Source organism: Curtobacterium sp. MCLR17_039, assembly GCF_003234745.1.
Classification (GTDB): domain Bacteria; phylum Actinomycetota; class Actinomycetes; order Actinomycetales; family Microbacteriaceae; genus Curtobacterium; species Curtobacterium flaccumfaciens.
In genome coordinates, this window is record NZ_QKTF01000005.1 from 1 (window position 1) to 22995 (window position 22995).

Genomic DNA, 22995 nt, shown 5'->3' on the forward strand with positions numbered 1-22995 from the left:
CCGAACGCGGCACCGCCGAGGACGAGGGCGCCGGTCGTGGCGAGGGTGATGGAGGTCTTGAGGCTCTTACGCATCGTGATCAGTCCTTTGCTGTTGTCGCGCTCGGCGCGGCTGCTGTGTGCGCGCCGAACACACCCTTGGTGGGGTGGAGAACCAGCGATGTGCGGCTGGTGAGCGCTCCGGGTGTTTCCCGGTCGTTGCAGGTGATTCGGCACCCTGCGGCGAAGGGTTTGGACGGATCTGCCGTCGTTACCGCTCTGTGACCTTCGGGCTCATCCGGACAGCGGTCACGCCCGCAAGTACGTTCTCTGAGAGGCCGCTGAACGTGGTCCATCGAGAAAGGCATTCCCCATGGCATCGACGTCCAGTCGTCCCACCTCCGTCACCGTGTCGTTCGTCATCTGGCTGGTGGTGGTCCTGGCGAACATCCTGCAGGGCATCATCGGTCTGGTCTCGGGTGGCAGCTCCTCCGCCGCACAGGACGTCGGCACCGCCCCGCTCGTCGGCGGCGCGATCTTCGCGTTCATCCTGGCCGTGATCGAGCTCATCATCGTCTTCAAGATGCGCGACGGCCGCAACTGGGCCCGCATCGTGCTGACGGTCCTCGCGGTCCTGCAGCTCATCGGTGTCGGCGTCGGCGCGGCCTCGGGTGGCAACGCCTTCGGCTGGATCGGTGGCGTCGCGGTGCTCATCGCGACGATCCTGATGTACGTCGGTGGCGCGAACGGGTACTTCCGTCGCCACTGAGCACGCGTGCGTGCGGATGCGCTCCTGCGTGACGCACACCGGTCGCTGAACGCGACCACCTGACGGACGGGTCAGAACGCCTTGCCCGGGTTCAGGGTCCCCGCCGGGTCGAGCGCGTCCTTGACGGAGCGGTGCATCGCGAGCACGCGGTCGCCGAGCTCGACCCGCAGGCCCGGCAGCTTCAGCAGCCCGACGCCGTGCTCACCGGTCACGGTCCCGCCGAGCGCCAGGCAGTCCGCCACGATCTGGTCGAACGCGGTCTTCGCGCGGGCCTTCGCGGCGTCGTCGCCCTCGGGCGCGATGATCAGCGGGTGCAGGTTGCCGTCGCCGGCGTGCGCGATGTTGGCGATCGTGACGTCCTGTGCGTCCGCGGTCACCTGGATCCGCCGGAGCATCTCGGGCACCGCGCTCCGCGGCACGCAGATGTCCTCGGTCAGCACCGGGCCGAGCCGTTCGAGTGCCGGGTAGGCGAGTCGGCGGGCCTGGAACAGCCGGTCGATGTCCCCGGGGTCGGTTGCCCGCTCGACGTCCGTCCCGCCGGCCTCGGCGAAGACGTCCGCGACGTGGTCGGCGATCTCGTCACCGGCCGCACCGCACTCGTCGACCCGCGCGAGCAACAGGGTGTCGACGTCCGCCGGCAGCCCGAGGTGCATCCAGTCGTCGACGGCCCGCAGGCAGGTGCGGTCGACGATCTCGAGTGCCGCGGGGACGATCCCCGCGCGCGAGATCGCGGCCACGGCGTCGCCCGCTGCGGTCAGCGAGGGGAAGTACCCGATCACCGCCCGTTCGTCACGGCCGGCCAGGGGGAGCAGCTTCACGGTGACCGACACGACGATGCCGAGCGTGCCCTCGGAACCGACCAGCAGCCCGGTGAGGTCGTACCCGGCGACGCCCTTCGCCGTCCGGCGGCCGAGCTCCACGACCGACCCGTCGGCCAGCACGACGGTCATGCCGAGCACGTAGTCGCGGGTGACCCCGTACTTGACGCAGCAGATGCCGCCGGCGTTCGTCGCGACGTTGCCGCCGATCGTCGAGATCGCCGAGCTCGCGGGGTCCGGCGGGTACCAGAGGCCGTGCTCGGCGACCGCGGCGCGGAGTGCGTCGTTGATGACGCCGGGTTCGGTGACCGCGTAGCGCTCGTCGGTGTTCACCTCGAGCACCCGGTTCATCCGCTCGAGCGAAACGACGATCGAGTCGGCCATCGCGTTGGCGCCGCCGGACAGGCCGGTGCCGGCACCGCGGGGGACGACCCGGAGACCGGCGGCGGCTGCCCAACGGACGGCGGTGACGACGTCGTCGGTGCTGCGTGCCAGGACCACGGCGAGCGGTGCCGTGGAGTCGGCCCACTCGGCGTCGTCGTGGCGGTAGCGCTCGAGCGACTCCGGGTCGCGGAGCACCTGGTCGGACCCAAGCAGGTGTTCGAGGGCGGTGGCGTCGGCTGCGGTGGCGGATGCGGCGGTGACGGTCATGCGGGGTGGGGGTCCTTCCGGGGCGCGGCGGTGCGGTTCGGGTGCATCGACGATACGCCGGTCAGTCCAGGCAGAACTCGTTGCCTTCGACGTCCTGCATGACGATGCACGACTCGTTCACCTGGTCCGCCGTCATCCGACGGACCTGGGTGGCGCCGAGCCCGACCAGACGGGCGCTCTCGGCGTCGAGGGCCGCGAGCCGTTCGGCACCGGTCATCCCGGTGCCGACCCGGACGTCCAGGTGCACGCGGTTCTTCACCGTCTTGCCCTCGGGGACGCGCTGGAAGAACAGGCGGGGACCGGCACCGGTCGGGTCGACGCACGCGAAGGCCGAGCCCTGGTGCTCCGGCGGCAGCGACCGGTCGAACGCGCCCCAGTCGGCGAACCCCGGTGGGGGCGGTGGCACCACGTACCCGAGTACCTCGCACCAGAACCGGGCGACACGCTCCGGCTCGGCGCAGTCGAACGTCACCTGGACCTGTCGCACCGTTGCCATGGCGCCGAGGATACGACGATGCACGACCGGCGTCCGCTCAGCGTCCGCTCGACGTCCGCTCAGTGTCCGCTCGACGTCCGCTCAACCGAGCTGGGCGGCCGCGGCTCGGAGCTCGGCGAGTGCGGCCGTGGCGTGGTGGGCCAGCCGGTCGTCGTCGGCGCGCCCCACACCCGACCACCGCTCGAAGCCCTGCTTGAAGGCGAGGACACCCATCTCGGCGGCCAGTCGAGCGGGAGCGTCGGGGACACCGCGGCCGACCAGGGCGTCGGTCATGGCCGCGGCCATCCCGACGCTCTTGAGGGCGTCGCGCTCCTGCAGCTCGGCGCTGGCGGCGACGGCCGCTCGCAATCGTGGTCCGAGCTCGCGGTTCAGCGGTCCCATCTCGTCCGAGGCCCGTTCCAGTCCGGCGGCGACGGCATCGAGCGGGGTGGCGTCGGCCGGTGCGTCGGTGATGCCCTCGGCCAGGAGTCGGCTCAGGGTTTCCTGCCCGGCGACGAGCAGTTCGCGCTTGTCCGGGAAGTGCCGGAAGAACGTGCTCTTCGTGACGCCGGCGCGCTCGGTGATCTGCGCGACGGTCGTCTCGTCGTAGCCCTGCTCGGAGAACAGGTCGACCGCGGCCAGGACCAGTCGTTCCCGGGCCCCGGGTTGCCATCGCACCATGCGACGATCATATGCGACGGGACAATTATCCCGTCGCGGGTGTACGGTGACGGTACAAAAGTCCCATCACTTCTGAGGAGCACCCATGCACGTCTTCGTCACCGGCGGCACCGGCACCATCGGCACCGCGGTCGTCACCGAACTCATCGCCGCCGGGCACACCGTCACGGCCCTGGCCCGGTCGGATCGGTCGGCCGCTGCCCTCGTCGCCGCGGGGGCGACCCCCGCCCGCGGTGCGCTCACCGACCTCGACGTGCTGCGCGAGGGCGCACGCGCCGCCGACGGGGTCATCAGCCTCGCGTTCTCGAACGACTTCAGTTCGGCGGAGGCGCTCGAGCGGGGGATCGCCGAGGAAGGCGCCGCCATGGCCGCACTCGGCGAGGCGCTCGTCGGCAGCGACCGCCCGTTCGTCGTCGTCTCCGGCACGCCGTGGGAGCCCGGCCGGGCTTCGGTCGAGACCGACCCGCTCCCGCTCGAGGGGCCGGTCGCGGGTCGAGCCCGATCCGTCCTCGCCGCCCTCGACCTGGCGGCACGGGGCGTCCGGGTCTCGGCGATCCGGCTGCCGCGCACCGTGCACGCGGACGGCACGGGCGGGTTCGCCGGCATCCTGACGGAGACGTCCCGACAGGCAGGGGTCGCGGGCTACCCCGGCGACGGCGAGCAGCGGTGGCCCGCCGTGCACGCAGCGGACGCCGCGGTGCTGTTCCGGCTCGCGCTCGAAGGTGCACCGGCGGGGACCGTCTGGCACGCGGTCGCCGACGAGGGCGATCGGGTACGTGACCTGGCCGAGGTCATCGGGCGTCGGCTCGGCCTGCCGGTCGAGCGGGTGGCCGACGAGACGTTCGGCGCGTTCGCGCCGATCTTCGCGATGGACCAGCCGGCGTCGAGTGCCCACACGCGTGACGCGCTCGGCTGGGTCCCGACCCACCCGAGCCTGCTCGAGGACCTGGAGAACGTGCAGCGCTGAGCGCGGCCCGCACCGTCAGCGGTGGGCGCACGGCGCGCCGGACGGGAGGCTCGGTGCCGGGCCGCCACGGGCCTCCCGTCCGCCGTGCAGTCGCGTCAGTGCTGCTTGCCGCGCAGGCGGCCGATACCCAGCACGATGCCGACGACGACCATGCCCAGCGCGAGGCCGACCACGGCCGACACGGCCGTGTCGGCGATCCAGACGACGACGGGGCCTGCGGCCTCGAGCGCGTGCTCGATCACGTGCAGCAGGTCGTACGGCCCGTGCCAGAAGGTCTCGGCGAGGTTCGCGATGACCAGGTGTCCACCGACCCACAGCATCGCGACCGTGCCGATGACGCTGATGACCCGGAAGACCATCGGCATCGCACGCACGATGCGGGCACCGATCCGGCGGGTGCGGCGGACGGAGTTCTTCATCATCTGCAGGCCGATGTCGTCGACCTTCACGAGCAGTGCCACGGCGCCGTAGACGACGGCCGTCATGACCAGACCGATCACGATCAGGGCGCCGAGCGTCGGCCAGAGCCCCAGGTCGGGATCGAGGCCCGCCAGTGCGATGAGCATGATCTCGGTGCTCAGGATGAGGTCGGTGCGGATGGCGCCGAAGACGAGCTTCGGTTCGGTGACGGCCTCGTCGGACCCGCCCTCGTGGTGGACACCGAACCACTCGGTGACCTTCTCGGCGCCCTCGAAGCACAGGTACGTGCCGCCGAGCAGCAGCAGCCACGGCAGCACCCCGGGTGCGAAGGCCGTGAGCAGCAACGCCAGCGGGATGATGATGATGAACTTGTTGAACAGGCTGCCGAGGGCGATGCGCCCGACGACCGGGAGTTCACGAGCGGGCTCGAGACCCTGCACGTACTGGGGCGTGACGGCGGCGTCGTCGATCACGACCCCGGCGGTCTTCGCGCTGGCCTTGAGGGCTGCGGAGAGGATGTCGTCCACCACGGCGAGCAATCCGACTGACAATTCGTTCTCCACTCGTCTGACCTGTGACCGTGCACAGCGTAGTGGCCGCGGAGCATCCTGAACGCCAGCCACGGGGCGTCCGTAGGCTCGCGGCATGGCTGACTTCACCGCATCCCAGGCCGCCGTCGTCCGGATCGAGCGTTCCGAGCAGGGGCGCTGGGACCTCTCCGTCATCAGCGACGCCGGTGTCGCGATGGGACACGGGGTGTACCTGTTCGACGCGGACCACGACGACGCCGAGGACGAGCAGGCCGCGGCCCTCGACTTCGTCCGCGACTACGGGTTCCGGTTCGAGCGCGACGCCGTGCAGGCCGACGGTCCCGATGCCTTCTGGGCGCCGCTGCTGCCGTCCGACCAGCAGTAGGCGCTGCAGCGCGCGGGACTCAGCGCGCGGAGTCCTCGAACCCGATCAGCCAGGTGACCCCGTACGCGTCACGGACGGTGCCGTCCCAGTCGCCCCACGGGCGCTGCTGCAGCGGGTCGACGACTGTGCCGCCCTCGGCGAGCTGGTCGAACCACCGGCGCAGGACGTCCGGTTCCGCGGTGCCGAGCAGTGAGAAGAGCAGCCCCGTCGCCGAGAACGGGGTGTCGCCCTCGCTCGCGTCCGCGGCGAACAGCTGCAGCTCGCCGGTGAGCTGGCCGTGCGCGACGGCGTCGGCCGGACCGTCCGTACGGGAGAAGTCCGCGTAGGTCGCGATCTGCACGTCGCCACCGAACACCCGCTGCCAGTGCTCGAGGGCCTGCCTGGCGGTGCCGGCGAACTGGAAGTACGGCGCGGGTCCGGTCGTGTGCATGCCCGGCAAGGTACTCCGGCGTGCGGCGTGGGGGAACCCCGGGGCTCGTCAGTCGAGCAGCGCGAGTGCGCGCTCCAGGACGTCCTCCGGTCGTCCGTCGCCGTGCAGTGCCCACCAGGTGAGTGCGGCGCTCGCGGCGGCGGCCAGCGTGTGGGCGCGCACGGCGACGGCGAGGTCGTCGGCGGTGACCCCGTCCCGCTCGGCCACGTACCGCAGGATCTCGTCGGTCAGGGCCGTGACCCTGGCGGCGCCGACGTGCTCGAGCGACGGGTTCGCGCGGATGACCCGGAGTCGGTGTCGGGTGACCTCGACCGCGTCGTCCGGGAACGTCGCACCGATCCGGTAGGCCGCCCGGAGCGCCACCGCCGAGGGCTCGTCGGCCGGCCGTGACCGCAGGGCTTCGCGGAACCGTGCGGCGAACTCGTCGAGACCGCCCCACACCAGCGCCGCCTTGTTCGGGAACAGCCGGAAGAGCGATCGGCGACTGACCCCGGCCGCCGCGGCGACGTCGTCCATCGACACCGCGTCGAAGCCCTGGTCGTCGAACAGCCGGAGTGCGACGAGGGACACGGCGTCGGGGTCGATGGTGCGTGGGCGCCCCGTCGGACGGTCGTTCGTCGAGCTCATGGAGACCTTTCGGCACTGAGTGCTATAACCGGGTGTGGCGCAGCGAGCGCCCCGCATCGAGGAGACCACATGACCGACACCACCGCCGGACGGTTCACCGGCAGGACCATCATCGTCACCGGAGCGGGTTCCGGCATCGGACGCGCCACGGCGACGCGCATCGCGAACGAGGGTGGCCGCGTCATCGCGACCGACGTCGTGGCCGAGCGGCTCGACGCACTCCGCACGGAGCTCGAGGGCTTCGCCGTGGAGACCGTCGTCGGTGACGTCGCCGCGAGCGAGACCATCGACGCACTCATCGCCGCCGCCGGCGACCGAGTGGACGGGCTCGCCAACGTCGCCGGCATCATGGACGCGTTCCTGCCGCCGGACGAGGTCGACGACGGCACCTGGGAGCGTGTCTTCAGCGTCAACGTCACGGGCCCGATGCGCCTGACCCGCGCCGTGCTGCCGCTGATGATCGCCGCCGGCAAGGGGTCGGTCGTGAACGTCGCGTCCGAGGCCGCGTTGAAGGCCTCGGCCGCCGGGGCTGCCTACACCTCGTCGAAGCACGCCATCGCCGGGTACACCAAGAGCGTCGCGTTCTTCCACGGGCCGCAGGGCATCCGGGCGAACGCGGTGGCGCCGGGTGCGGTCGCCACGAACATCGAGGCGCCGATGCGCAGCGAGTACGCGGCCGGCCGGGTCGGTCCGATCATGCAGACCACCATCCCGCCGGTCGCCCAGCCCGAGCAGCTCGCCGCCGCCATCACCTGGCTGCTGAGCGACGACTCGGCGAACGTCAACGGCGCGGTGCTGCCGAGCGACGGTGGCTGGTCCGTCGTCTGACCCGTTGCTGCGGCACGAGACGCCGTCGTCACGTCGAGACGCCTCCGGAAACGGGGGCGTCTCGACGACTTCGCGGCGTCGGGCAGACACGACGGCGTGATCGCCACCCGGCCACCTGACGGACGGGAGGCCCGTGGCGACACCGCCACGGGCCTCCCGTCCGCCTCCGGCCACGTCGACGACGCGTGGTTCCTTCCCAGCGCACGTGCGCTGGAAAGCGGAATCGGGCGTACCGGGCAGGAAGTTCCTGCCCGGTACGCCCGATTCGACCCGGTACGCCCGATTCGACACGGCGAGCCGACGGCCGGCGGCTCAGGAGACGAGCGCCGCCATCTCCCGCACGACGGCGCGGAGCCGATCCGCGAGCTCGTCGTTGCTCCGCACGGTCTCGCGGTGCGCCACCTCGCTGAGCGCCGACATCACCAGGGTCACCGCGGTGCGGGCGGTCTGCGCGTCCGTGCGGGTGCCGACGACGCTGAGCAGGGACTGGCGCGACTCGGCCATCCACTGCATCACCATCGAGGACATCTCCGGCCGCAGCACGAGCAGCTCCTTCATCCGGCGGCGGTCCTGCGAGAGCGGGACGGTGGCCGCGACCAGGGCGCACAGGTCGTCGACCAGGGCACCGTCGGCCTCGGCGAACCAGGCCGCTGAGCGCTCCGGGACCTCGACGGAGTCGAGCCCGAGCGCGGCGTGCGCCTTCGACGAGAAGTAGTTGAAGAAGGTGCGGGGGGAGACGTCGGCGTCGGCGCAGATCTGCTCGACCGTGACGCCGTCGAGTCCGTGCGCGGACACCAGCGTGAGCGCTGCGTCGTGCAGTGCCTGCCGGGTCTGCTGCTTCTTCCGTTCACGCAGCGTGCACGGCTCCGTTGCCGCAGCCGCTGCCGGGGTGGTGATCACGTGGACTCCTGCTGGGTTGGTGTGTGTGGGAGGGGCGCCCGCCCGGAAAGGGGGCACGGACGGACGCCCCGGTCGGTCACCGACGGTGCGTCGGCGTGGATCCGGTCGGCACGGACCCGGTCGGCACGGATCCGGTCATCGGGCCGGTGAACGAGCCGGCCTCGGCTGCGGCGGCGCCCGCCTCGGCCTCGAGCTGTGCTTCGGCGGACATGTCGGCCTGCTCCTGCAGGGCGGACCGCTGGCGCAGCGGCGGCACCCGGAAGAACCAGGTCAGCACGAACGCGAGCAGGATGACGCCGAGACCGACCCAGTAGATGGTCACGGACGAGGCGTTGAAGCCCGCCATGAACGGCCGGGTCAGGCGGCTGTCCGCACCGGTCAGGAACGAGGTGTCGTTCGTGCTGGTGGCGCTGTCGCTCGTGGTGTTGCCGTCGTCGATCTTCTTCGCCAGCTCCGGGGTGAGCTCGTCGACCCAGTAGGAGCGCTGGTCGGCGTCCGCCCAGTCGACGGACACGGTGCCGTCCTGCACGCTGGCGTGCGCCTGTTCGGCGACCTGCTCGAGTGCGGACTGTTCGGCGGCCGGCGTGGCCGCGGCGACCTGCTGGTCGATGACGGTCTGCGCTGCTGCGGCGGGCACGGCACCGGCGGTGACCTGCTGCTGCACCGCCGCGGTGACCTGCTCGGTGACCGCGGCGTCGGCGGCCTGCTTCGCCTTCGCCGAGGCGGCGTCGAGCTGCGACTGCACGGTCTTCGTCAGCGGGGTGACGACGGGCGTCCAGATCTTGTCCATGGCGCCCTGGTTCGCCTTCGCGCTGGCGACGGTCGGGTTGAGCGCGGCGTCGAGCGCCGGACCGAGGTCCTTCTGGTTCGCGGTCGCGGTCAGGATGTTCGCCGGCATCACCGAGAACAGGATGGAGAGCAGCACGGCGGTGCCGAGCGTGCCACCGATCTGGCGGAAGAACGTGGCGGACGACGTGGCGACGCCCATGTCACGGGCCTCGACGGAGCCCTGCGACGCCAGGGTCAGCGACTGCATGACCGAGCCGAGACCGAGACCGATGAGGAACATGCCGATCATCAGGAACCAGAGCGGCTTGTCGATCGACATGAACGTCAGGACGACGTAGCCGGCGGAGACGAGCGCGGTGCCGATGACCGGGAAGATCCGGTACCGGCCGACGCGGGCGACGATCTGCCCCGAGGTGATCGAAGCGATCATCAGACCACCGACGAGCGGCAGCGTCGCGAAGCCGGACTCGGTCGGGGTCAGTCCGACGACGATCTGCAGGTAGAGCGGGATGGTGAGCATCGCGCCGAACATCGCGAAGCCGACCAGGAACCCGATGACGGTCGCCATCGAGAACGTGCCCGAGCGGAACAGCTTGAGCGGGATGATCGCCGCGTCGCCCATCTTCGACTCGATGAGCAGCAGGCCGATCAGGCCGACGACACCGACGACGTAGCAGGCGATGGCGGCGGGGGAGCCCCAGCCCCAGATGCGGCCCTGTTCGGCGACGAGCAGGAGCGGCACGAGGGTGACGATGACGGCGGTCGCGCCCCACCAGTCGACCTTCGGCTTCGCGTCGCCGGCGCCGTGCACCTTCGGCAGGTGCAGGAACACGATGACCATGAGGAGCGCCGCGACACCGATCGGCACGTTGATCAGGAGCACCCAGCGCCAGCCCGTGATCCACAGGATCTCGGAGGAACCGGCGAGCAGACCGCCGATGAGCGGGCCGATCACGGACGAGATGCCGAACACGGCGAGGAAGTACCCCTGGTACTTGGCACGCTCACGCGGGGCGAGGATGTCGCCCATGATCGCGAGCGGCAGCGACATCAGCGCGCCGGCACCGATGCCCTGCACCGCGCGGAAGGCGGCGAGCATGAGCATCGAGGTCGACATCGACGACAGGACGGCGCCGAGGATGAAGACGACGATGCCGAAGATGTACAGCGGACGGCGGCCGAAGATGTCGGAGAGCTTGCCGTAGATCGGCGTCGCGATCGTCGAGGTGATGAGGTACGCGGTCGTCACCCAGGCCTGCTGGTCGAGCCCGTGCAGGTCGTCGCCGATCGTGCGGATCGCCGTGCCGAACACCGTCTGGCCGAGCGAGGACAGGAACATGCCCGCCATCAGGCCGTAGATCACCAGGAGGATCTGACGGTGGGTCATCAGCGGCTGCTGGCCGGCGCCTCCGGAGGCCGCGGGGGCCTCGGCGGTGTGCCGACCGTGCTGCACCGGGACGGGTGCGGTGGCGGTCATCGAACTCCTTTTTCTGGCTGTGAAACTTTGCAGACCGCGCAACGATACATCTGTTGCTTCCGGCAAGCAACTAAATGTGCCCGCTACGCTGAGCCCGTGACCGACGACCGGCGTGCCGCCGAGCGACTCCTGCGATCCCAGCTCGACCGGCTGTGGGTCCGGCAGACCCTGCGCTCCTCGCTCATCGAGTCGCGGGGCGGCCTCGACCCGACGGCCCGCGTGATCCTGCGTGCCGTCGCCGGGCACGGGCCGGTCCGGGCGACCGCGATCGCCGACGCGACGGGGTTGTCGCGCCCGGTGATCAGCCGCCGGGTCGCCTCGCTGATCGAGGCCGAGCACCTGATCGGGTCGCCGGACCCCGCGGACGGCCGCGCCACGCTCGTCACGCTCGCCCCCGCCGGCCGACGACTGCTCGACGAGCTGGACGCCGCCGGCGCCGAGGTGTTCGACGACCTGACGGAGGAGTTCGCCTCCGACGAGCTGCGCTCGCTCGCCGAGATGCTGACGCGACTGAACGACCGGGCGGACGCGGTCCTGGGGATCGGCACCACGCGCTCCTGACGCGACCGACGGGGCGGACGGGAGGCCCGTGGCGGCGTCGCCACGGGCCTCCCGTCCCTGCGGAGCGCGCATTCGAGATACCGTTGGTGGTATGAGCACGGACACCACCCCCACCACTGAGACCCTCGACGACGGGCCCGTGGTGACGTTCGCCGATCTCGGCCTGAGCGACGCTGTGCTCAAGGCCGTCAAGGACATCGGTTACGAGACCCCTTCCGCCATCCAGGAAGCCACCATCCCCACGCTCCTCGCCGGGCGCGACGTCGTCGGCCTGGCGCAGACCGGTACCGGCAAGACCGCGGCCTTCGCGCTGCCGATCCTGTCCCGCATGGAGTCCGGCAGCAAGAAGCCGCAGGCGCTCGTGCTGTCCCCGACGCGCGAGCTCGCCCTGCAGGTGTGCGAGGCGTTCGAGCAGTTCGCGTCCCACATGAAGAACGTCCACGTCCTGCCCGTCTACGGCGGCCAGGCCTACGGCGTGCAGCTCTCCGCCCTGCGCCGCGGCGTCGACGTGATCGTCGGCACCCCCGGTCGCATCATGGACCACCTGGCGAAGGGCACGCTCGACCTGTCCGAGCTGAAGTACCTGGTGCTCGACGAGGCCGACGAGATGCTCAAGATGGGCTTCGCCGAGGACGTCGAGACGATCCTCGCCGACACCCCGGACGACAAGCAGGTCGCGCTCTTCTCGGCCACCATGCCCGCGCAGATCCGCCGCATCTCGCAGCAGTACCTGACCGACCCGGCCGAGATCACCGTCAAGACCAAGACGAAGACCGCCGCGAACATCACGCAGCGCTACCTGATGGTCTCGTACCCGCAGAAGGTCGACGCGCTCACCCGCATCCTCGAGGTCGAGGACTTCGAGGGCATGATCATCTTCGTCCGCACCAAGAGCGAGACCGAGACCCTGGCCGAGAAGCTCCGTGCCCGCGGGTACGCCGCCGCCGCCATCAGTGGTGACGTCGCCCAGGCCCAGCGCGAGCGCACGGTCAACCAGCTGAAGTCGGGCAAGCTCGACATCCTGGTCGCCACCGACGTCGCCGCCCGTGGCCTCGACGTCGACCGCATCACGCACGTCGTGAACTTCGACATCCCGGTCGACATCGAGTCCTACGTGCACCGCATCGGCCGGACCGGTCGCGCCGGCCGCTCGGGCGACTCGATCAGCTTCGTCACCCCGCGTGAGCGTCGCCTGCTGTCCGCGATCGAGCGCCACACCAAGCAGCCGCTCACGCAGATGCAGCTGCCGACCATCGACGACGTCAACGAGACGCGCCTGACCCGCTTCGACGACGCCATCACCGCGGCGCTCGAGGACCAGGGCCGGATCGCCGCCTTCCGCGACGTCATCGCGCACTACGTCGAGCACCACGACGTCCCCTCGGACGACGTCGCCGCTGCCCTGGCCGTCGTGGCGCAGGGCGACTCGCCGCTGCTCCTCACCGCAGCCGACGACGCCCTCCGCAGCCAGATGGAGCGCGACGCCCGCCGCAGCGAGCGCGACGAGCGTGGTGCCCGCGACGACCGTGGCGGCCGCAACGACCGCGGCGACCGTGGTGGCGACCGCGACCGTGGTGACCGCGGCGACCGTGGCCCGCGCCGTTCGCAGCCGATGTCCCCGTACCGCATCGAGGTCGGCCGTCGTCACCGCGTCGAGCCGCGCCAGATCGTCGGTGCCCTGGCCAACGAGGGTGGCCTGCGTCGCGACGACTTCGGTGCGATCCAGATCCGTCCGGACTTCTCGATCGTCGAACTGCCGGCCGACATGGACCCCGGTGTGCTCGACCGCCTGACCGACACCCGGATCAGCGGCAAGCTCATCGAGATCCGTGCGGACCGCCGTGGCGGTGGCCGCCGCGACGACCGCGACGACCGTCCGGAGCGCAAGCCGCGCTACTGAGACGCGCCGCGTCCGAGACGCGACCCCCTCCTGACGGGAGGCCCGGTGCCAGCTGGCACCGGGCCTCCCGTCCGTCGTCGGTGCGGGTCCCGGGCCCGCGAGACGCCGTCGTGTCGGTTCCACGCCGCCGAGTCGGCGAGGCGCCGTCGTGTCTGTTCCACGCCGCCGAGTCGGCGAGACGCCGTCGGATTCGGCGGTGTCTCGGGAACACGACGGCGTCTGCCGGTACGGGCCCTTCGCATCTTGCGGTGCGGGGAACCGCAGATCCCGCCCGCAGGCGTTCCCCTGGAGTCCGCACGGTGCTGTGATGACCGGAGCCGTGACGCAGGGAGCCGCGGAGAAGGCAGGGGAACCATCGTGTACCGAGCACTCATCACCGCGGTCGCCGCCGCGGCGCTCGTCTTCGGAGGTGCGGTGCCGGCGACGGCGCACACCTCTCCGTCGGTGCCGGGAGCACCGACCGCGGTCCGCGTCACCGGCGACGCGGACAGTGCCACGCTGACGTGGCGCGGCCCGGACCGTGGCGCCAAGGTGACCGGCTGGAAGGTCGACGTCGACGCCGTCGCGAACCGGCACGACCACCAGGTCCACCGACTCCTCCCGCGCGCCCGCTCCGACCGCTTCGACGAGCTCTCGCCCGCGACCACCTACCGCTTCTCGGTGCGTGCCCTCGGCCACCGGGGTACCGGTCGCACGGTCACGCTGCGCTGGACGTCACCGCCGGCGCCCGAGCCGGAGACGACGCAGTCGCTGTTCGCCCTCGACGGCAACGGTGCCGTCGTGCGGTTCGCGGACTCCGGCAGCGGTGCGAAGACCGTCGTCGCGACGCACGGCGAAGGCTTCGCCGCGAACGCCGACGGTGACGTGTTCACCCCGTCGGCGGACGGCACCGCGATCCTGCGGGACCCGGCCGACGGCAGCGGGATCTCGATCATCGCGTCCGGCCTGCACCTGACCCCGGACCTGCGCTCCGACGCCGAGGGCAACCTGTACTGGGTGGACTCGGTGACCGGCGCGGTGCAGAAGCTGTCCGCCGGCACCTCGACCCCGAAGGTCGTGCTGGACCTGGGGGGCAAGGCCGTCGGGAGCGATGAGCGTTTCTGGACGGTCACCCCGGACGGCAAGGTCGTCGTGCTCGGCGGAACGGTCAGCCGGCCGTACGTCAAGGGCACCGGCATCGTCCCCCGCACGTTCACCGGCCCGGGCGGGTCGACCGTCGGCTACCCCGCCGGCGTGCTCGCGGACTCCCAGGGCAACGTCTACGTCGACATCCGCTCGCCCGGTGCCGCCGGGGCGTGGACCTGGTACCAGCTGAAGCCCGGGGCGACCGAACTGACGAAGATCGAACCGCGGAACGCGTTCGAGTACGCTGCCGCGAACGCGGACGGCTTCTCGCTCCTGCAGTCGGCGGAGTTCTGCCCCGCCCCGGCGGAGTACCCGACCAGCCCGACCGGTTGCAAGATCGACCGCGGCATCCCGGACAAGCTCGTGGTCGGCAGCGGTGGCACGTCCACCGTGCCGGTGACCGGGCTGACCGCCGGGTCGCGTGGCGAGCACCTGGGTGCCGCCTCCGCCGACGGGGACGTGTTCGTGTCCATCGACAGCGGCCCCTCGGCCGGGCTGTGGAAGGTCCCCGCCGCGGGTGGAGCTGCCCAGCAGCTCGACGCGGCGCAGTACTCGAGGCTGCTGGTGATCTGACCGGCGGTGCGAGGCGGAAGGGGGACAGGGCGCAACGGCGCGTCCTGTCCCCCTTCCGTGTGCGCCGGCGGGCGGCGGCGGTTGTTCGGGCTGCGTCGGGCGGCGGCTGCGGTTGTTCGGGCGGTGCCGACGGCCGGCGGCGATGCCGGCGGCGGTGGTTCAGGCCGCGCCGGCGGCCGTGCGGCGGCAGACCTCGTCCCACGGGGTCGGTTCGATGCCGAAGCGTGCCCGGCTCTCGCGGTCGTCGACCACGTACGGCGCGGTCCACTGGTAGGTCAGGTCGGCCAGCTCGCGCATCATCGGCGACACGAGCCCGCCGACGCGGAACAGGGCCGCGGGCATCCGGCGTACCGGCACCGCGGGCTTCCCCGCCGCCGCGAGGACGTCGGTGAGGGCCTGGCGCTGCGTCCGCGGGGCGTTGCTCGGCACCATCCACGTGCGACCGTGTGCGCCCTGGTCCTCGGCAGCGGCGACGAGGGTCCGGGCGACGTCGAACACGTCGGTGAAGGTGTGCGGCAGGTCCGTGCGACCGACCATCGACACCGTCCGTCCCCGCAGCGCCGCCGGCAGCACGCGTGTGACGTGCCCGTTCGCGCCGATCCCGGGGCCGAGGTAGTCCGAGGCGCGGACCTCGACGACCCGGACGCGGCCGGCGTCGTGCGCGGCGAGGGCATCGGCCCACAGGGTGGCGCGGAGCACCCCCTTGTGGTCGGTGGCAGCGTCCGGCAGTCCCTCGTGCATCGGCCCGTCGACCGGGCCGTACGGGTACAGGTTCCCGGTGATGGCGTAGATCGCCCCGGTGCGTTCGGCCGCGGTGAGCAGTGCTGCGGCGAGCGGGGGCCAGGTGCGCTCCCACTGCGTGTAGTCGCCGGGGTTCGCGCAGTTGTGGAGGACGGCTGCTCCCTCGGCGGCGCGGGAGAGGGCATCGGCATCGGAGGCGTCGAGCGCGACGTGCTCGACCCCGGCGATGCCCGAGCTGCGACCGGAGCGGGAGACGACGGTGACGCGGTCGCCCCGGATGGTCAACAGTTCTGCGACGTGCCGGCCGACGGGGCCGGCACCGACGACGAGGTGGTGGGTCATGGTCTCCTGCTTCCTGGTTGCGAGAGCACCGCTCTCGGAAATGAGCATGACGGCTCTTCGACGCGAAAGCAAGAGCAGTGCTCTCCTTTGTGGGCGCTGCTCTCCCGTGCCAGGATCGTCGGATGGCACCCACCGCCCGAGCACTCGCACGGCAGACGGTCACCGCGGAGATCCTGGCCGCAGCGCGCACCCGCCTGACCGGCGAGGGTCCTGCCGCACTCAGCCTGCGTGCCGTCGCCCGTGACGTCGGGATGGTCTCGTCGGCCGTGTACCGGTACTTCCCGAGCCGCGACGACCTGCTGACGGCCCTGCTCATCACCGACTACGACGAGCTCGGCGCCGCGGTCGAGGCCGCCGGCGCCGCAGCCGGACCGGCTCCCGGTGCGCGCTGGGTGGCGATGTGCCGGGTGATCCGGGACTGGTCCATCGCGCACCCGGGGGACTTCGCGCTGCTGTTCGGTTCGCCCGTGCCCGGCTACGCGGCGCCGCGGGAGACCGTCGTGCCCGCGACGCGGACGACGCTGGCGCTGGTGCGGGTGGTCGCGGACGCCGTCGGGTCCGGTGCGCCTGGTGCGTCGGGCTCGTCCGTCACGCCGGGCTCGTCCGTCACGTCGACGCCGGCGGCGGCCGGGAGGCCCGGATCACCCACCGCTCCTCCGGCGGCTCCCGGGGCGGCCGGTCCCGCCGTCGCGGACGGGGTCGCCACCCTGCGCTCGTTCGGCATCACCCTGCCCGACGAGGTCCTGGTCCGCACCCTGATGGCCTGGACGACGGTGTTCGGGACGATCTCGTTCGAGCTCTTCGGGCACTTCGTCGGTTCTGTGTCCGACCCGGCCGCCTACTTCGACCAGGTCATCGTGCGTCTGGCGGATGACCTGGGGTTCACCGCCACGTTCTGACGCGGGTGCTGTCCCCAGATCGGGTGCGCTGCCTGACAGAGCACCCGCACGTGCGGTAGACAGGTCGTCACGCCGAGGTCGTGCCCGATGACCGGAGCGGACGACCGGCACGGTGCCCTCCGGGTCAGCTGCCGGACGGAACCACACTCGGGCGTGCGACGCGGCCGGGGCCCGCGCGCGGATCAGGAGGAACGCTTGCGACGCAGCACGTCCGGCGACGCCGCGGACGGGGAGACCCGGTGACCGCGCTCGACGTCAGCCGACAGGACCGCCGCCGCCTGACCACCGGCACCGCCCGCCGACGCCTGGTGACCGTGCGGACGGTGGCGCTCCTGGCCTCCCTCGCCGGTGTCAACTACATCGTGTGGCGCTGGGCGGCCTCGGTGAACTGGCACTCGTGGTGGATCGCGGTGCCGCTGATCCTCGCCGAGACCTACAGCGTCATCGACTCGCTGCTCTTCGCCCTCGGGGCCTGGCGGCTCCGGGAGCGCGGCGAACCACCGGCGAAGCCGTCCACCGACGTCACCGTCGACGTCTTCATCACGACCTACAACGAGCCGATCGACCTGGTCGAGCGCACCGCCCGCGCGGCGAAGGCGATCACGCACCCGCACACCACCTGGATCCTCGACGACGGCAACCGACCCGAGATGCGTGCGGCGGCCGAGGCGCTCGGCATCGGCGTCATCACGCGCGGCGCCGACTGGGTGGACCGGCCCCGGCACGCCAAGGCCGGCAACCTCAACAACGCCCTGCTCGCGACGCAGGGCGAGTTCCTGCTCATCCTCGACGCCGACCAGGTGCCCGACCCGGCGATCCTCGACCGCACCCTCGGGTACTTCAAGGACCCGCGGATGGCGCTCGTGCAGACCCCGCAGTGGTTCGAGAACGTGCCGGACGACGACCCCCTCGGCAGCCAGGCGCCGCTGTTCTACGGTCCGATCCAGCAGTCGAAGGACGGCTGGAACGCCGCGTTCTTCTGCGGGTCGAACGCCATCCTTCGGCGCGAAGCGCTCATGCAGCTCGGCATCTCGCGCTACGTGGCCGAGGTCGAGGCGTCCGTGCAGCGCACCCTCGCCACCTCGCGCAAGCTCCTCGCCCGCTCCCGCGAGACCGAGACCGACCCGCGCGTGCTCGCTGCCCTCGACGACGCCGAGGCCGTGGTGGACCAGGCGCGCGAGCAGGTGCGCGCCGGTGAGCCGCTCGGCGACGTGACGTACGCGTTCCAGCGGGGGATCGACGCCATCGCGTTCCGGTTCGCCGCCGCCGACCTCGAGTCCGTGCGGAACGACCTGCAGGAGCTCGCGGCGATGTCCACCGACGCCAACACCTTCGCGGGTCTCGACGACGCCGCCCTCGACGTGCTCGGCCGGCGTGAGGCCTCACCGGTCGCCGCCATCGAGTCCATCGCGGTGCTCGCCCGTGCCCTCGACGTGAACCGTGACGACGAGGCGCAGCCGATCATGCCGCTGGCGACGATCTCGGTGACCGAGGACATGGCCACCGCGATGCGCCTGCACGGCCTCGGCTGGAAGTCGGCGTACCACGACGAGATCCTGGCGAAGGGCCTGGCCCCCGAGGACCTGCCGACGATGCTCGTGCAGCGACTCCGCTGGGCGCAGGGCACCATGCAGGTGTTCTTCCGCGAGAACCCCCTGGTGCAGAAGGGGCTGTCGTGGGGGCAGCGGCTCATGTACTTCTCGACGATGTGGAGCTACCTGTCCGGGTTCGCCGCGATCGTCTACATCGCCGCCCCGGTGCTCTGCCTGTCGTTCGGGGTCATCCCGGTGCAGGCCTACAGCGTCGACTTCTTCGCGCGGCTCATCCCGTTCCTGGTGTTCAACCAGCTGCTGTTCTGGGTGGTGGCCGCCGGCAGACCGACCTGGCGTGGGCAGCAGTACTCGCTCGCACTCTTCCCGGTCTGGATCGAGTCGGTGACCAGCGCGTTCCAGAACGTCTACCGGGGCAAGCCGCTCGGGTTCCGCGTCACCCCGAAGGTGCGCGACGAGACCGAGCAGAAGCCGCGGTGGGACCTGGTCAAGCCGCAGCTGTACGCGATGGGGGCCCTGGTGGCCGCGCTGGTCATGATCGGCATCCGCTACCTGACCGGCCAGGCCGAGGGGATCGCGCCGCTCGTGAACACCGCGTGGGTCGTCTTCGACCTGTTCATCTTCAGCATCGTGATCCGGGCCGTCCGGTACCGCGGCCCGGCCACCCCAGCCCAGTCCGAACACGAGTCGAGCACCGCCGGAGGACCCCTGTGAGCACCGAGACCACGTTCGAGGTCGCCGCGACGCCCGACTCCCTCGACGAGGTGCAGGACCGCTTCGCCGCATGGTGGGACGGTCTGGGCATCGACGACGTGCGGCTCCGCTTCGCACTCGAGACCGCCCTGGCCGAGGTCGCCGCGAACATCGTCGAGCACACCGTCCGCGCCGACCGGGGGACCGGGCGCCGGTACTCCGTGCGCCTCGAGGCCACCGACCAGGCTCTGACCGCGGTGCTGACCGACAACGGGATGCCCGTCGACATCGACCTGAGTGCCGTCACCATGGCCGACGTCGAACAGGAGAGCGGGCGCGGTCTCGCCCTCGCCATCGCGGCGCTCGACCGGTTGGAGCACCGGCACGAGCCCGGCCACAACGTCTGGACACTTGCGTGCGACCGGTGAAGCAGCCGGTGGCCCGCGCGGTCGCCCTCCTCGTCACGATCGCCACGCTCCTGCTCGGTGGTGCGCTGCCGGCGTCGGCTGCGTCCGTGCACGCGGCGGCCGCCGTGCAGCCGGCCGAGGGGTCGACGTGGTTCGGCCCCGACCTCGACTGGGCCAGCGATTCGCCCGAGGGGTACGAGGGGCGGCTCGGCGCGACGCCGTCGATGTACGGGGTCTCCGTCGACTACCCGCTCGACCGCACGGCGAAGCAGGAACTCCTCCGCTCGGCGCGTGCGGCGGCGACCCAGGGGGCGGTGCTCGTCGTGAGCCTCGAACCCGACCGTGAACTGCGGTCGCTCGACACCGCGGACACCCGCGCCGTCAACACGGTGTTCGAGGACCTGCACGACCAGTACGACACCCAGGTGCTCGTCCGGTTCGCACCGCAGATGAACGGCACGTGGGTCCGCTGGGGCCAGCAACCGACGGAGTTCGTCCGGGCGTTCCGGGCGCTCGGCACGACCGTGCACGCGGGCACGTCGGACGCGCTCATGGTGTGGTCGCCCGGGTACGGTGCCGGTTACCCGTTCGGCGAGTCCGCCGGGCGACTGCGGAACCTGTCCCCGGTCGACGTCGCGAAGGCGGACACGAACGGCGACGGACAGCTCACCGGCGCCGACGACCCGTACGGGCCGTACTGGCCGGGGGCGGAAGCGGTCGACTGGGTCGGGCTCTCGATGTTCTCGTACGGCAAGGGCGACCCGACCGAAGCCGCCGGTCGCGCCGTGCCGCTCACCCGCAGCGGTGAGGTCGAGTCCCGGTTCGACGAGGACTGGGGGTACGACCAACCCCAGTCGGGCACGTTCTACGACCGGTTCGCGGCCGCCGACGACCGCCCGATGCTCCTCGACACCGGTGCCCTGTACAACCGCGAGCTGCAGGGCGACGCCGAGCTCCAGGTCAAGCGGAGCTGGTGGCGGCAAGTGCTCGCCGCGGTGCAGGAGCGTCCGCTGATCCGGGGCATGACCGTGCTCGAGGCCGAGCGACGCGAGCCCGAGGCCGGCAACCGCGTGGCCGACTGGCGACTCACCGCGGACCCGGACGTCGCGGAGTCCTTCCGCGCCGACCTCGAGCGGTCCGGGGACTTCGCGTTCGGTCCGGTCACCGACCGCGTGACCGTGCAGCAGGGCAACGCCGCGATCTCCCAGGAGTACGAGACCGGCGGCGAGCAGATGGCGTGGATCGTCTGGCTGGCCGCCGGCCTGGCGATCGTGTTCCTGCTGAGCGGGGTGTTCGGCCGGCTCCTGCCGAGCTGGCGCTACCCCGACGACGGCAAGCCCGGCCGTGACCTGCGGCTCGACCTGTTCCGCGGGTTCATCATCCTCGCCGTGGTGATCACCCACATCGAGATCGGCGGGCCGTACTCGTACCTCACGCTGCACGCCGTCGGTGCGATCACCGGCGCCGAGATGTTCGTGTTCCTGTCCGGCATGGTCCTCGGCATGACGTACCCGTTCGCCGTGAAGAAGTTCGGCGAGTGGGCGGCGGCCGTCGGGGCGTGGAAGCGCGCGCGCAAGCAGTACGTCGTCACGCTCGTGGTGATCCTGGTGGTCTTCGCGCTGAGCTTCGTCCCGTTCCTGAACACCGACGCCATCACCACGTTCACCGACCGCGGCACGGGCACCGGCGGTGTCGACGCCGAGGGCCGGGTCTACGACCTGTACCCGAACGCGATGCAGCTGCTCGCCTACCCGCCGCCCTGGTACGCGATCCGGCAGTTCCTGCTGCTCGAGATGGGGCCGTGGCCGTTCAACATCATGGGCCTGTTCGTGGTGCTGAGCCTGTTCATCCCGGTGTTCATCTGGGTGATCCGCCGCGGGTTCTGGTGGGCGCTCCTCGCCGCCAGCTGGGCGCTGTACGTGTTCCAGGCGCTCAACCCCGACTTCCGTCCGCTGAACTCCCAGTTCGAGGCGGTGTTCCCCCTGTTCACCTGGCAGGTGGTGTTCACCCACGGGCTCGTGCTCGGGTACTACCGGCGGCAGATCGTCGGCGCGCTCACCGGGCGTCTCGGCAAGGTCCTGGTCGGCGTCGCCGTCGGCGGGTACGCGGCGTTCCTGGTCTACGTGTGGGCCGGCGACCACTTCGGGTTCACCCCGGTGCCGTTCCCGGCGACGATGTACGAGTCCCTGTACAACACGGCGTACCAGCGGGTGGACCTGCAGTGGGGCCGTCTGGTGGACATCGCGTTCTTCGCGGTCGTGTCCTACGCGATCCTCACGGTGTTCTGGAAGCCCATCGCCGCCGCCATCGGCTGGCTCTGGATCCCGCTCGGGCAGGCGAGCCTGTACGTGTTCGTCTGGCAGGTGTTCTTCGCCCTGGCGATCGCGTCGATCCCCGGTGTGCCGTGGGGGGACTTCTGGATCGGGTTCGTGGTGCACACGGCGCTGATCCTGCTGGCCTGGTACATGGTCCGCAAGAAGTTCCTGTTCTCCGTCATCCCGCGCTGATCGTGCGCACGGACGGACAGGAGGCCCGTGGCGGCGTCGCCACGGGCCTCCTGTCCGTCATGCGCTCACGCGATCCGCGTGACGCCCAGCGGCGTCGGGTCCACGGGGTCCGGCGGGACCGGGAGCGACCCGCGGATCTGGTTCTGCGCCTGGCAGTCGCTGGTGCAGTTCGTCGCACCCTGCGACAGTTCGACGGCGTCCTCGCCGAGCACTCCGCCCAGACGCCCGCCGGGCTGGACCGTCCACGTGGTGGTGGTCGTGGTCTGCGAGGTCTTCGTGGCGACCTGCGGGCTGTCCTTGCCGAGGAGCATCTGGTGGGCACCGCTGCCCGCGGACACCGCGGCCGTGCCGTCGCCGAAGTTGATCTTGCCCGTGTACGGGTTCGTGAAGTAGAACAGGCCCGCCCCGAGGGTGTGGGTGAACGTCACCGGCCCGGCGAACTCGGTCTCCATCTGGAAGATGCCGCCCTGGGCGCCGTCCTTCGCCTGGACCTTGAGCTTCCCGGCCCCCGTCGAGAAGATCGCGACGAGGGTGTCGTCCTTGACCTCGAGCGACGAGAGCTTCGTGCTGGCGAGCTGCGCGGCGGTGAGCGACGGGACCTTCGACGCGAACACCACGGTCGGCTTCGTCACCATCCGCTGGGTGTCGGCAGCGCCGGTCAGCGTGTAGTCGTACACGCCGAGGTCGGCGATCCGGATGTCGAAGCCGTTGTGCTTGCCGCGCACCGCGATCGTGCCGGCGACCGCGGTGTCGCGCACCTTGAGTTCCTTGCCCTGGGCGGGGTTCGTCGTGACCCCGTTCACGGTGACGGCGTAGTCGCCACCGGTCGAGGTCTTGCCGGACGCGTTCGCGGGGGAGACCCCGACGAGGGCAGCGGCGGCGACGGTGCCGAGGGCGATCGCGGCGACGATGCCGCTGCCGATCCTGCGTGAGCGCTGGGTGTGCATGGGTGCCTCCTGGTGGGCCTGTCTG

General features: G+C 71.3%; 22 protein-coding genes. 12 read left to right on the top strand and 10 right to left on the bottom strand.

Features of this window, described 5'->3' with window-relative positions:
* The coding region (locus tag DEJ00_RS18690; protein WP_220038851.1) for a hypothetical protein at positions 1–263 on the top strand (263 nt) is incomplete at its 5' end.
* An 88-nt stretch (positions 264–351) separates the two neighbouring features.
* The gene (locus DEJ00_RS07370) at positions 352–747 is read left to right on the top strand and encodes a hypothetical protein (protein WP_051596478.1); all 396 of its coding nucleotides are present in this window, start codon (positions 352–354) and stop codon (positions 745–747) included.
* Positions 748–818: 71 nt separating this feature from the next.
* On the opposite strand, the gene DEJ00_RS07375 is transcribed toward DEJ00_RS07370, so the two are convergent.
* The 3 genes from DEJ00_RS07375 to DEJ00_RS07385 all read right to left on the bottom strand — a co-directional run bounded on the left by DEJ00_RS07375 (position 819) and on the right by DEJ00_RS07385 (position 3372).
* Positions 819–2216, bottom strand: a complete 1398-nt coding sequence (locus DEJ00_RS07375) for an FAD-binding oxidoreductase (RefSeq protein ID WP_111056906.1) — start codon at positions 2214–2216, stop codon at positions 819–821.
* A gap of 61 nt (positions 2217–2277) precedes the next feature.
* Positions 2278–2712 (bottom strand): VOC family protein, encoded by a 435-nt coding sequence (locus DEJ00_RS07380; protein ID WP_111056907.1) that lies wholly within the window; start codon positions 2710–2712, stop codon positions 2278–2280.
* A gap of 81 nt (positions 2713–2793) precedes the next feature.
* Positions 2794–3372: a TetR/AcrR family transcriptional regulator gene (locus tag DEJ00_RS07385; RefSeq protein ID WP_111056908.1), complete on the bottom strand. Its 579-nt coding sequence runs from the start codon at positions 3370–3372 to the stop codon at positions 2794–2796.
* Positions 3373–3457: 85 nt separating this feature from the next.
* On the opposite strand from DEJ00_RS07385, the gene DEJ00_RS07390 reads away from it, so the two are divergent.
* The gene (locus DEJ00_RS07390) at positions 3458–4339 is read left to right on the top strand and encodes an SDR family oxidoreductase (protein ID WP_111056909.1); all 882 of its coding nucleotides are present in this window, start codon (positions 3458–3460) and stop codon (positions 4337–4339) included.
* Positions 4340–4434: 95 nt separating this feature from the next.
* Here the strand turns inward: DEJ00_RS07390 and DEJ00_RS07395 are convergent, their stop codons facing one another.
* Positions 4435–5310 carry a DUF808 domain-containing protein gene (locus DEJ00_RS07395; RefSeq protein ID WP_035807701.1) on the bottom strand — a complete coding sequence of 292 codons (876 nt, stop codon included), beginning with the start codon at positions 5308–5310 and terminating at the stop codon, positions 4435–4437.
* Positions 5311–5404: 94 nt separating this feature from the next.
* On the opposite strand from DEJ00_RS07395, the gene DEJ00_RS07400 reads away from it, so the two are divergent.
* Positions 5405–5674: a hypothetical protein gene (locus tag DEJ00_RS07400; protein WP_071245932.1), complete on the top strand. Its 270-nt coding sequence runs from the start codon at positions 5405–5407 to the stop codon at positions 5672–5674.
* Between the two features lie 19 nt (positions 5675–5693).
* Here the strand turns inward: DEJ00_RS07400 and DEJ00_RS07405 are convergent, their stop codons facing one another.
* Both DEJ00_RS07405 and DEJ00_RS07410 read right to left on the bottom strand, forming a co-directional pair.
* The gene (locus DEJ00_RS07405; protein ID WP_111056910.1) at positions 5694–6104 is read right to left on the bottom strand and encodes a VOC family protein; all 411 of its coding nucleotides are present in this window, start codon (positions 6102–6104) and stop codon (positions 5694–5696) included.
* 48 nt (positions 6105–6152) lie between these two features.
* Positions 6153–6731, bottom strand: coding sequence for a TetR family transcriptional regulator (locus tag DEJ00_RS07410; protein ID WP_111056911.1), 579 nt, complete (start codon positions 6729–6731; stop codon positions 6153–6155).
* A gap of 69 nt (positions 6732–6800) precedes the next feature.
* Here DEJ00_RS07410 and DEJ00_RS07415 point away from each other — a divergent pair, with 69 nt between their 5' ends.
* Complete coding sequence (locus tag DEJ00_RS07415; protein ID WP_111056912.1) at positions 6801–7559, top strand: SDR family NAD(P)-dependent oxidoreductase; 759 nt, start codon at positions 6801–6803, stop codon at positions 7557–7559.
* Positions 7560–7871: 312 nt separating this feature from the next.
* Here DEJ00_RS07415 and DEJ00_RS07420 read toward each other — a convergent pair whose 3' ends face one another.
* On the bottom strand, positions 7872–8459 hold the full coding sequence (locus DEJ00_RS07420; protein ID WP_051596480.1) for a TetR/AcrR family transcriptional regulator: 588 nt from the start codon (positions 8457–8459) through the stop codon (positions 7872–7874).
* Between the two features lie 76 nt (positions 8460–8535).
* Positions 8536–10725: an MDR family MFS transporter gene (locus DEJ00_RS07425; protein WP_111056913.1), complete on the bottom strand. Its 2190-nt coding sequence runs from the start codon at positions 10723–10725 to the stop codon at positions 8536–8538.
* A gap of 96 nt (positions 10726–10821) precedes the next feature.
* Here DEJ00_RS07425 and DEJ00_RS18485 point away from each other — a divergent pair, with 96 nt between their 5' ends.
* From DEJ00_RS18485 to DEJ00_RS07440, 3 genes are all read left to right on the top strand, one after another.
* Positions 10822–11286, top strand: coding sequence for a MarR family winged helix-turn-helix transcriptional regulator (locus tag DEJ00_RS18485; RefSeq protein WP_163343313.1), 465 nt, complete (start codon positions 10822–10824; stop codon positions 11284–11286).
* A gap of 91 nt (positions 11287–11377) precedes the next feature.
* The gene (locus DEJ00_RS07435) at positions 11378–13186 is read left to right on the top strand and encodes a DEAD/DEAH box helicase (RefSeq protein WP_071245939.1); all 1809 of its coding nucleotides are present in this window, start codon (positions 11378–11380) and stop codon (positions 13184–13186) included.
* A gap of 357 nt (positions 13187–13543) precedes the next feature.
* Positions 13544–14884: a fibronectin type III domain-containing protein gene (locus DEJ00_RS07440; RefSeq protein ID WP_146247903.1), complete on the top strand. Its 1341-nt coding sequence runs from the start codon at positions 13544–13546 to the stop codon at positions 14882–14884.
* A 159-nt stretch (positions 14885–15043) separates the two neighbouring features.
* Here DEJ00_RS07440 and DEJ00_RS07445 read toward each other — a convergent pair whose 3' ends face one another.
* Positions 15044–15967 (bottom strand): NAD-dependent epimerase/dehydratase family protein, encoded by a 924-nt coding sequence (locus tag DEJ00_RS07445; protein WP_258373583.1) that lies wholly within the window; start codon positions 15965–15967, stop codon positions 15044–15046.
* 122 nt (positions 15968–16089) lie between these two features.
* Here DEJ00_RS07445 and DEJ00_RS07450 point away from each other — a divergent pair, with 122 nt between their 5' ends.
* From DEJ00_RS07450 to opgC, 4 genes are all read left to right on the top strand, one after another.
* Positions 16090–16866, top strand: a complete 777-nt coding sequence (locus tag DEJ00_RS07450; RefSeq protein WP_111056916.1) for a TetR/AcrR family transcriptional regulator — start codon at positions 16090–16092, stop codon at positions 16864–16866.
* 308 nt (positions 16867–17174) lie between these two features.
* The gene (locus DEJ00_RS07455) at positions 17175–19130 is read left to right on the top strand and encodes a glycosyltransferase (protein WP_258373605.1); all 1956 of its coding nucleotides are present in this window, start codon (positions 17175–17177) and stop codon (positions 19128–19130) included.
* On the top strand, positions 19127–19537 hold the full coding sequence (locus DEJ00_RS07460) for an ATP-binding protein (protein ID WP_111047424.1): 411 nt from the start codon (positions 19127–19129) through the stop codon (positions 19535–19537). The genes DEJ00_RS07455 and DEJ00_RS07460 overlap by 4 nt, the downstream gene beginning before the upstream one ends.
* On the top strand, positions 19534–22023 hold the full coding sequence (gene opgC / locus DEJ00_RS07465) for an OpgC domain-containing protein (RefSeq protein WP_146247904.1): 2490 nt from the start codon (positions 19534–19536) through the stop codon (positions 22021–22023). The genes DEJ00_RS07460 and opgC overlap by 4 nt, the downstream gene beginning before the upstream one ends.
* Before the next feature lie 65 nt (positions 22024–22088).
* On the opposite strand, the gene DEJ00_RS07470 is transcribed toward opgC, so the two are convergent.
* On the bottom strand, positions 22089–22970 hold the full coding sequence (locus DEJ00_RS07470) for a hypothetical protein (protein WP_111056918.1): 882 nt from the start codon (positions 22968–22970) through the stop codon (positions 22089–22091).
* Positions 22971–22995: the final 25 nt, after the last annotated feature.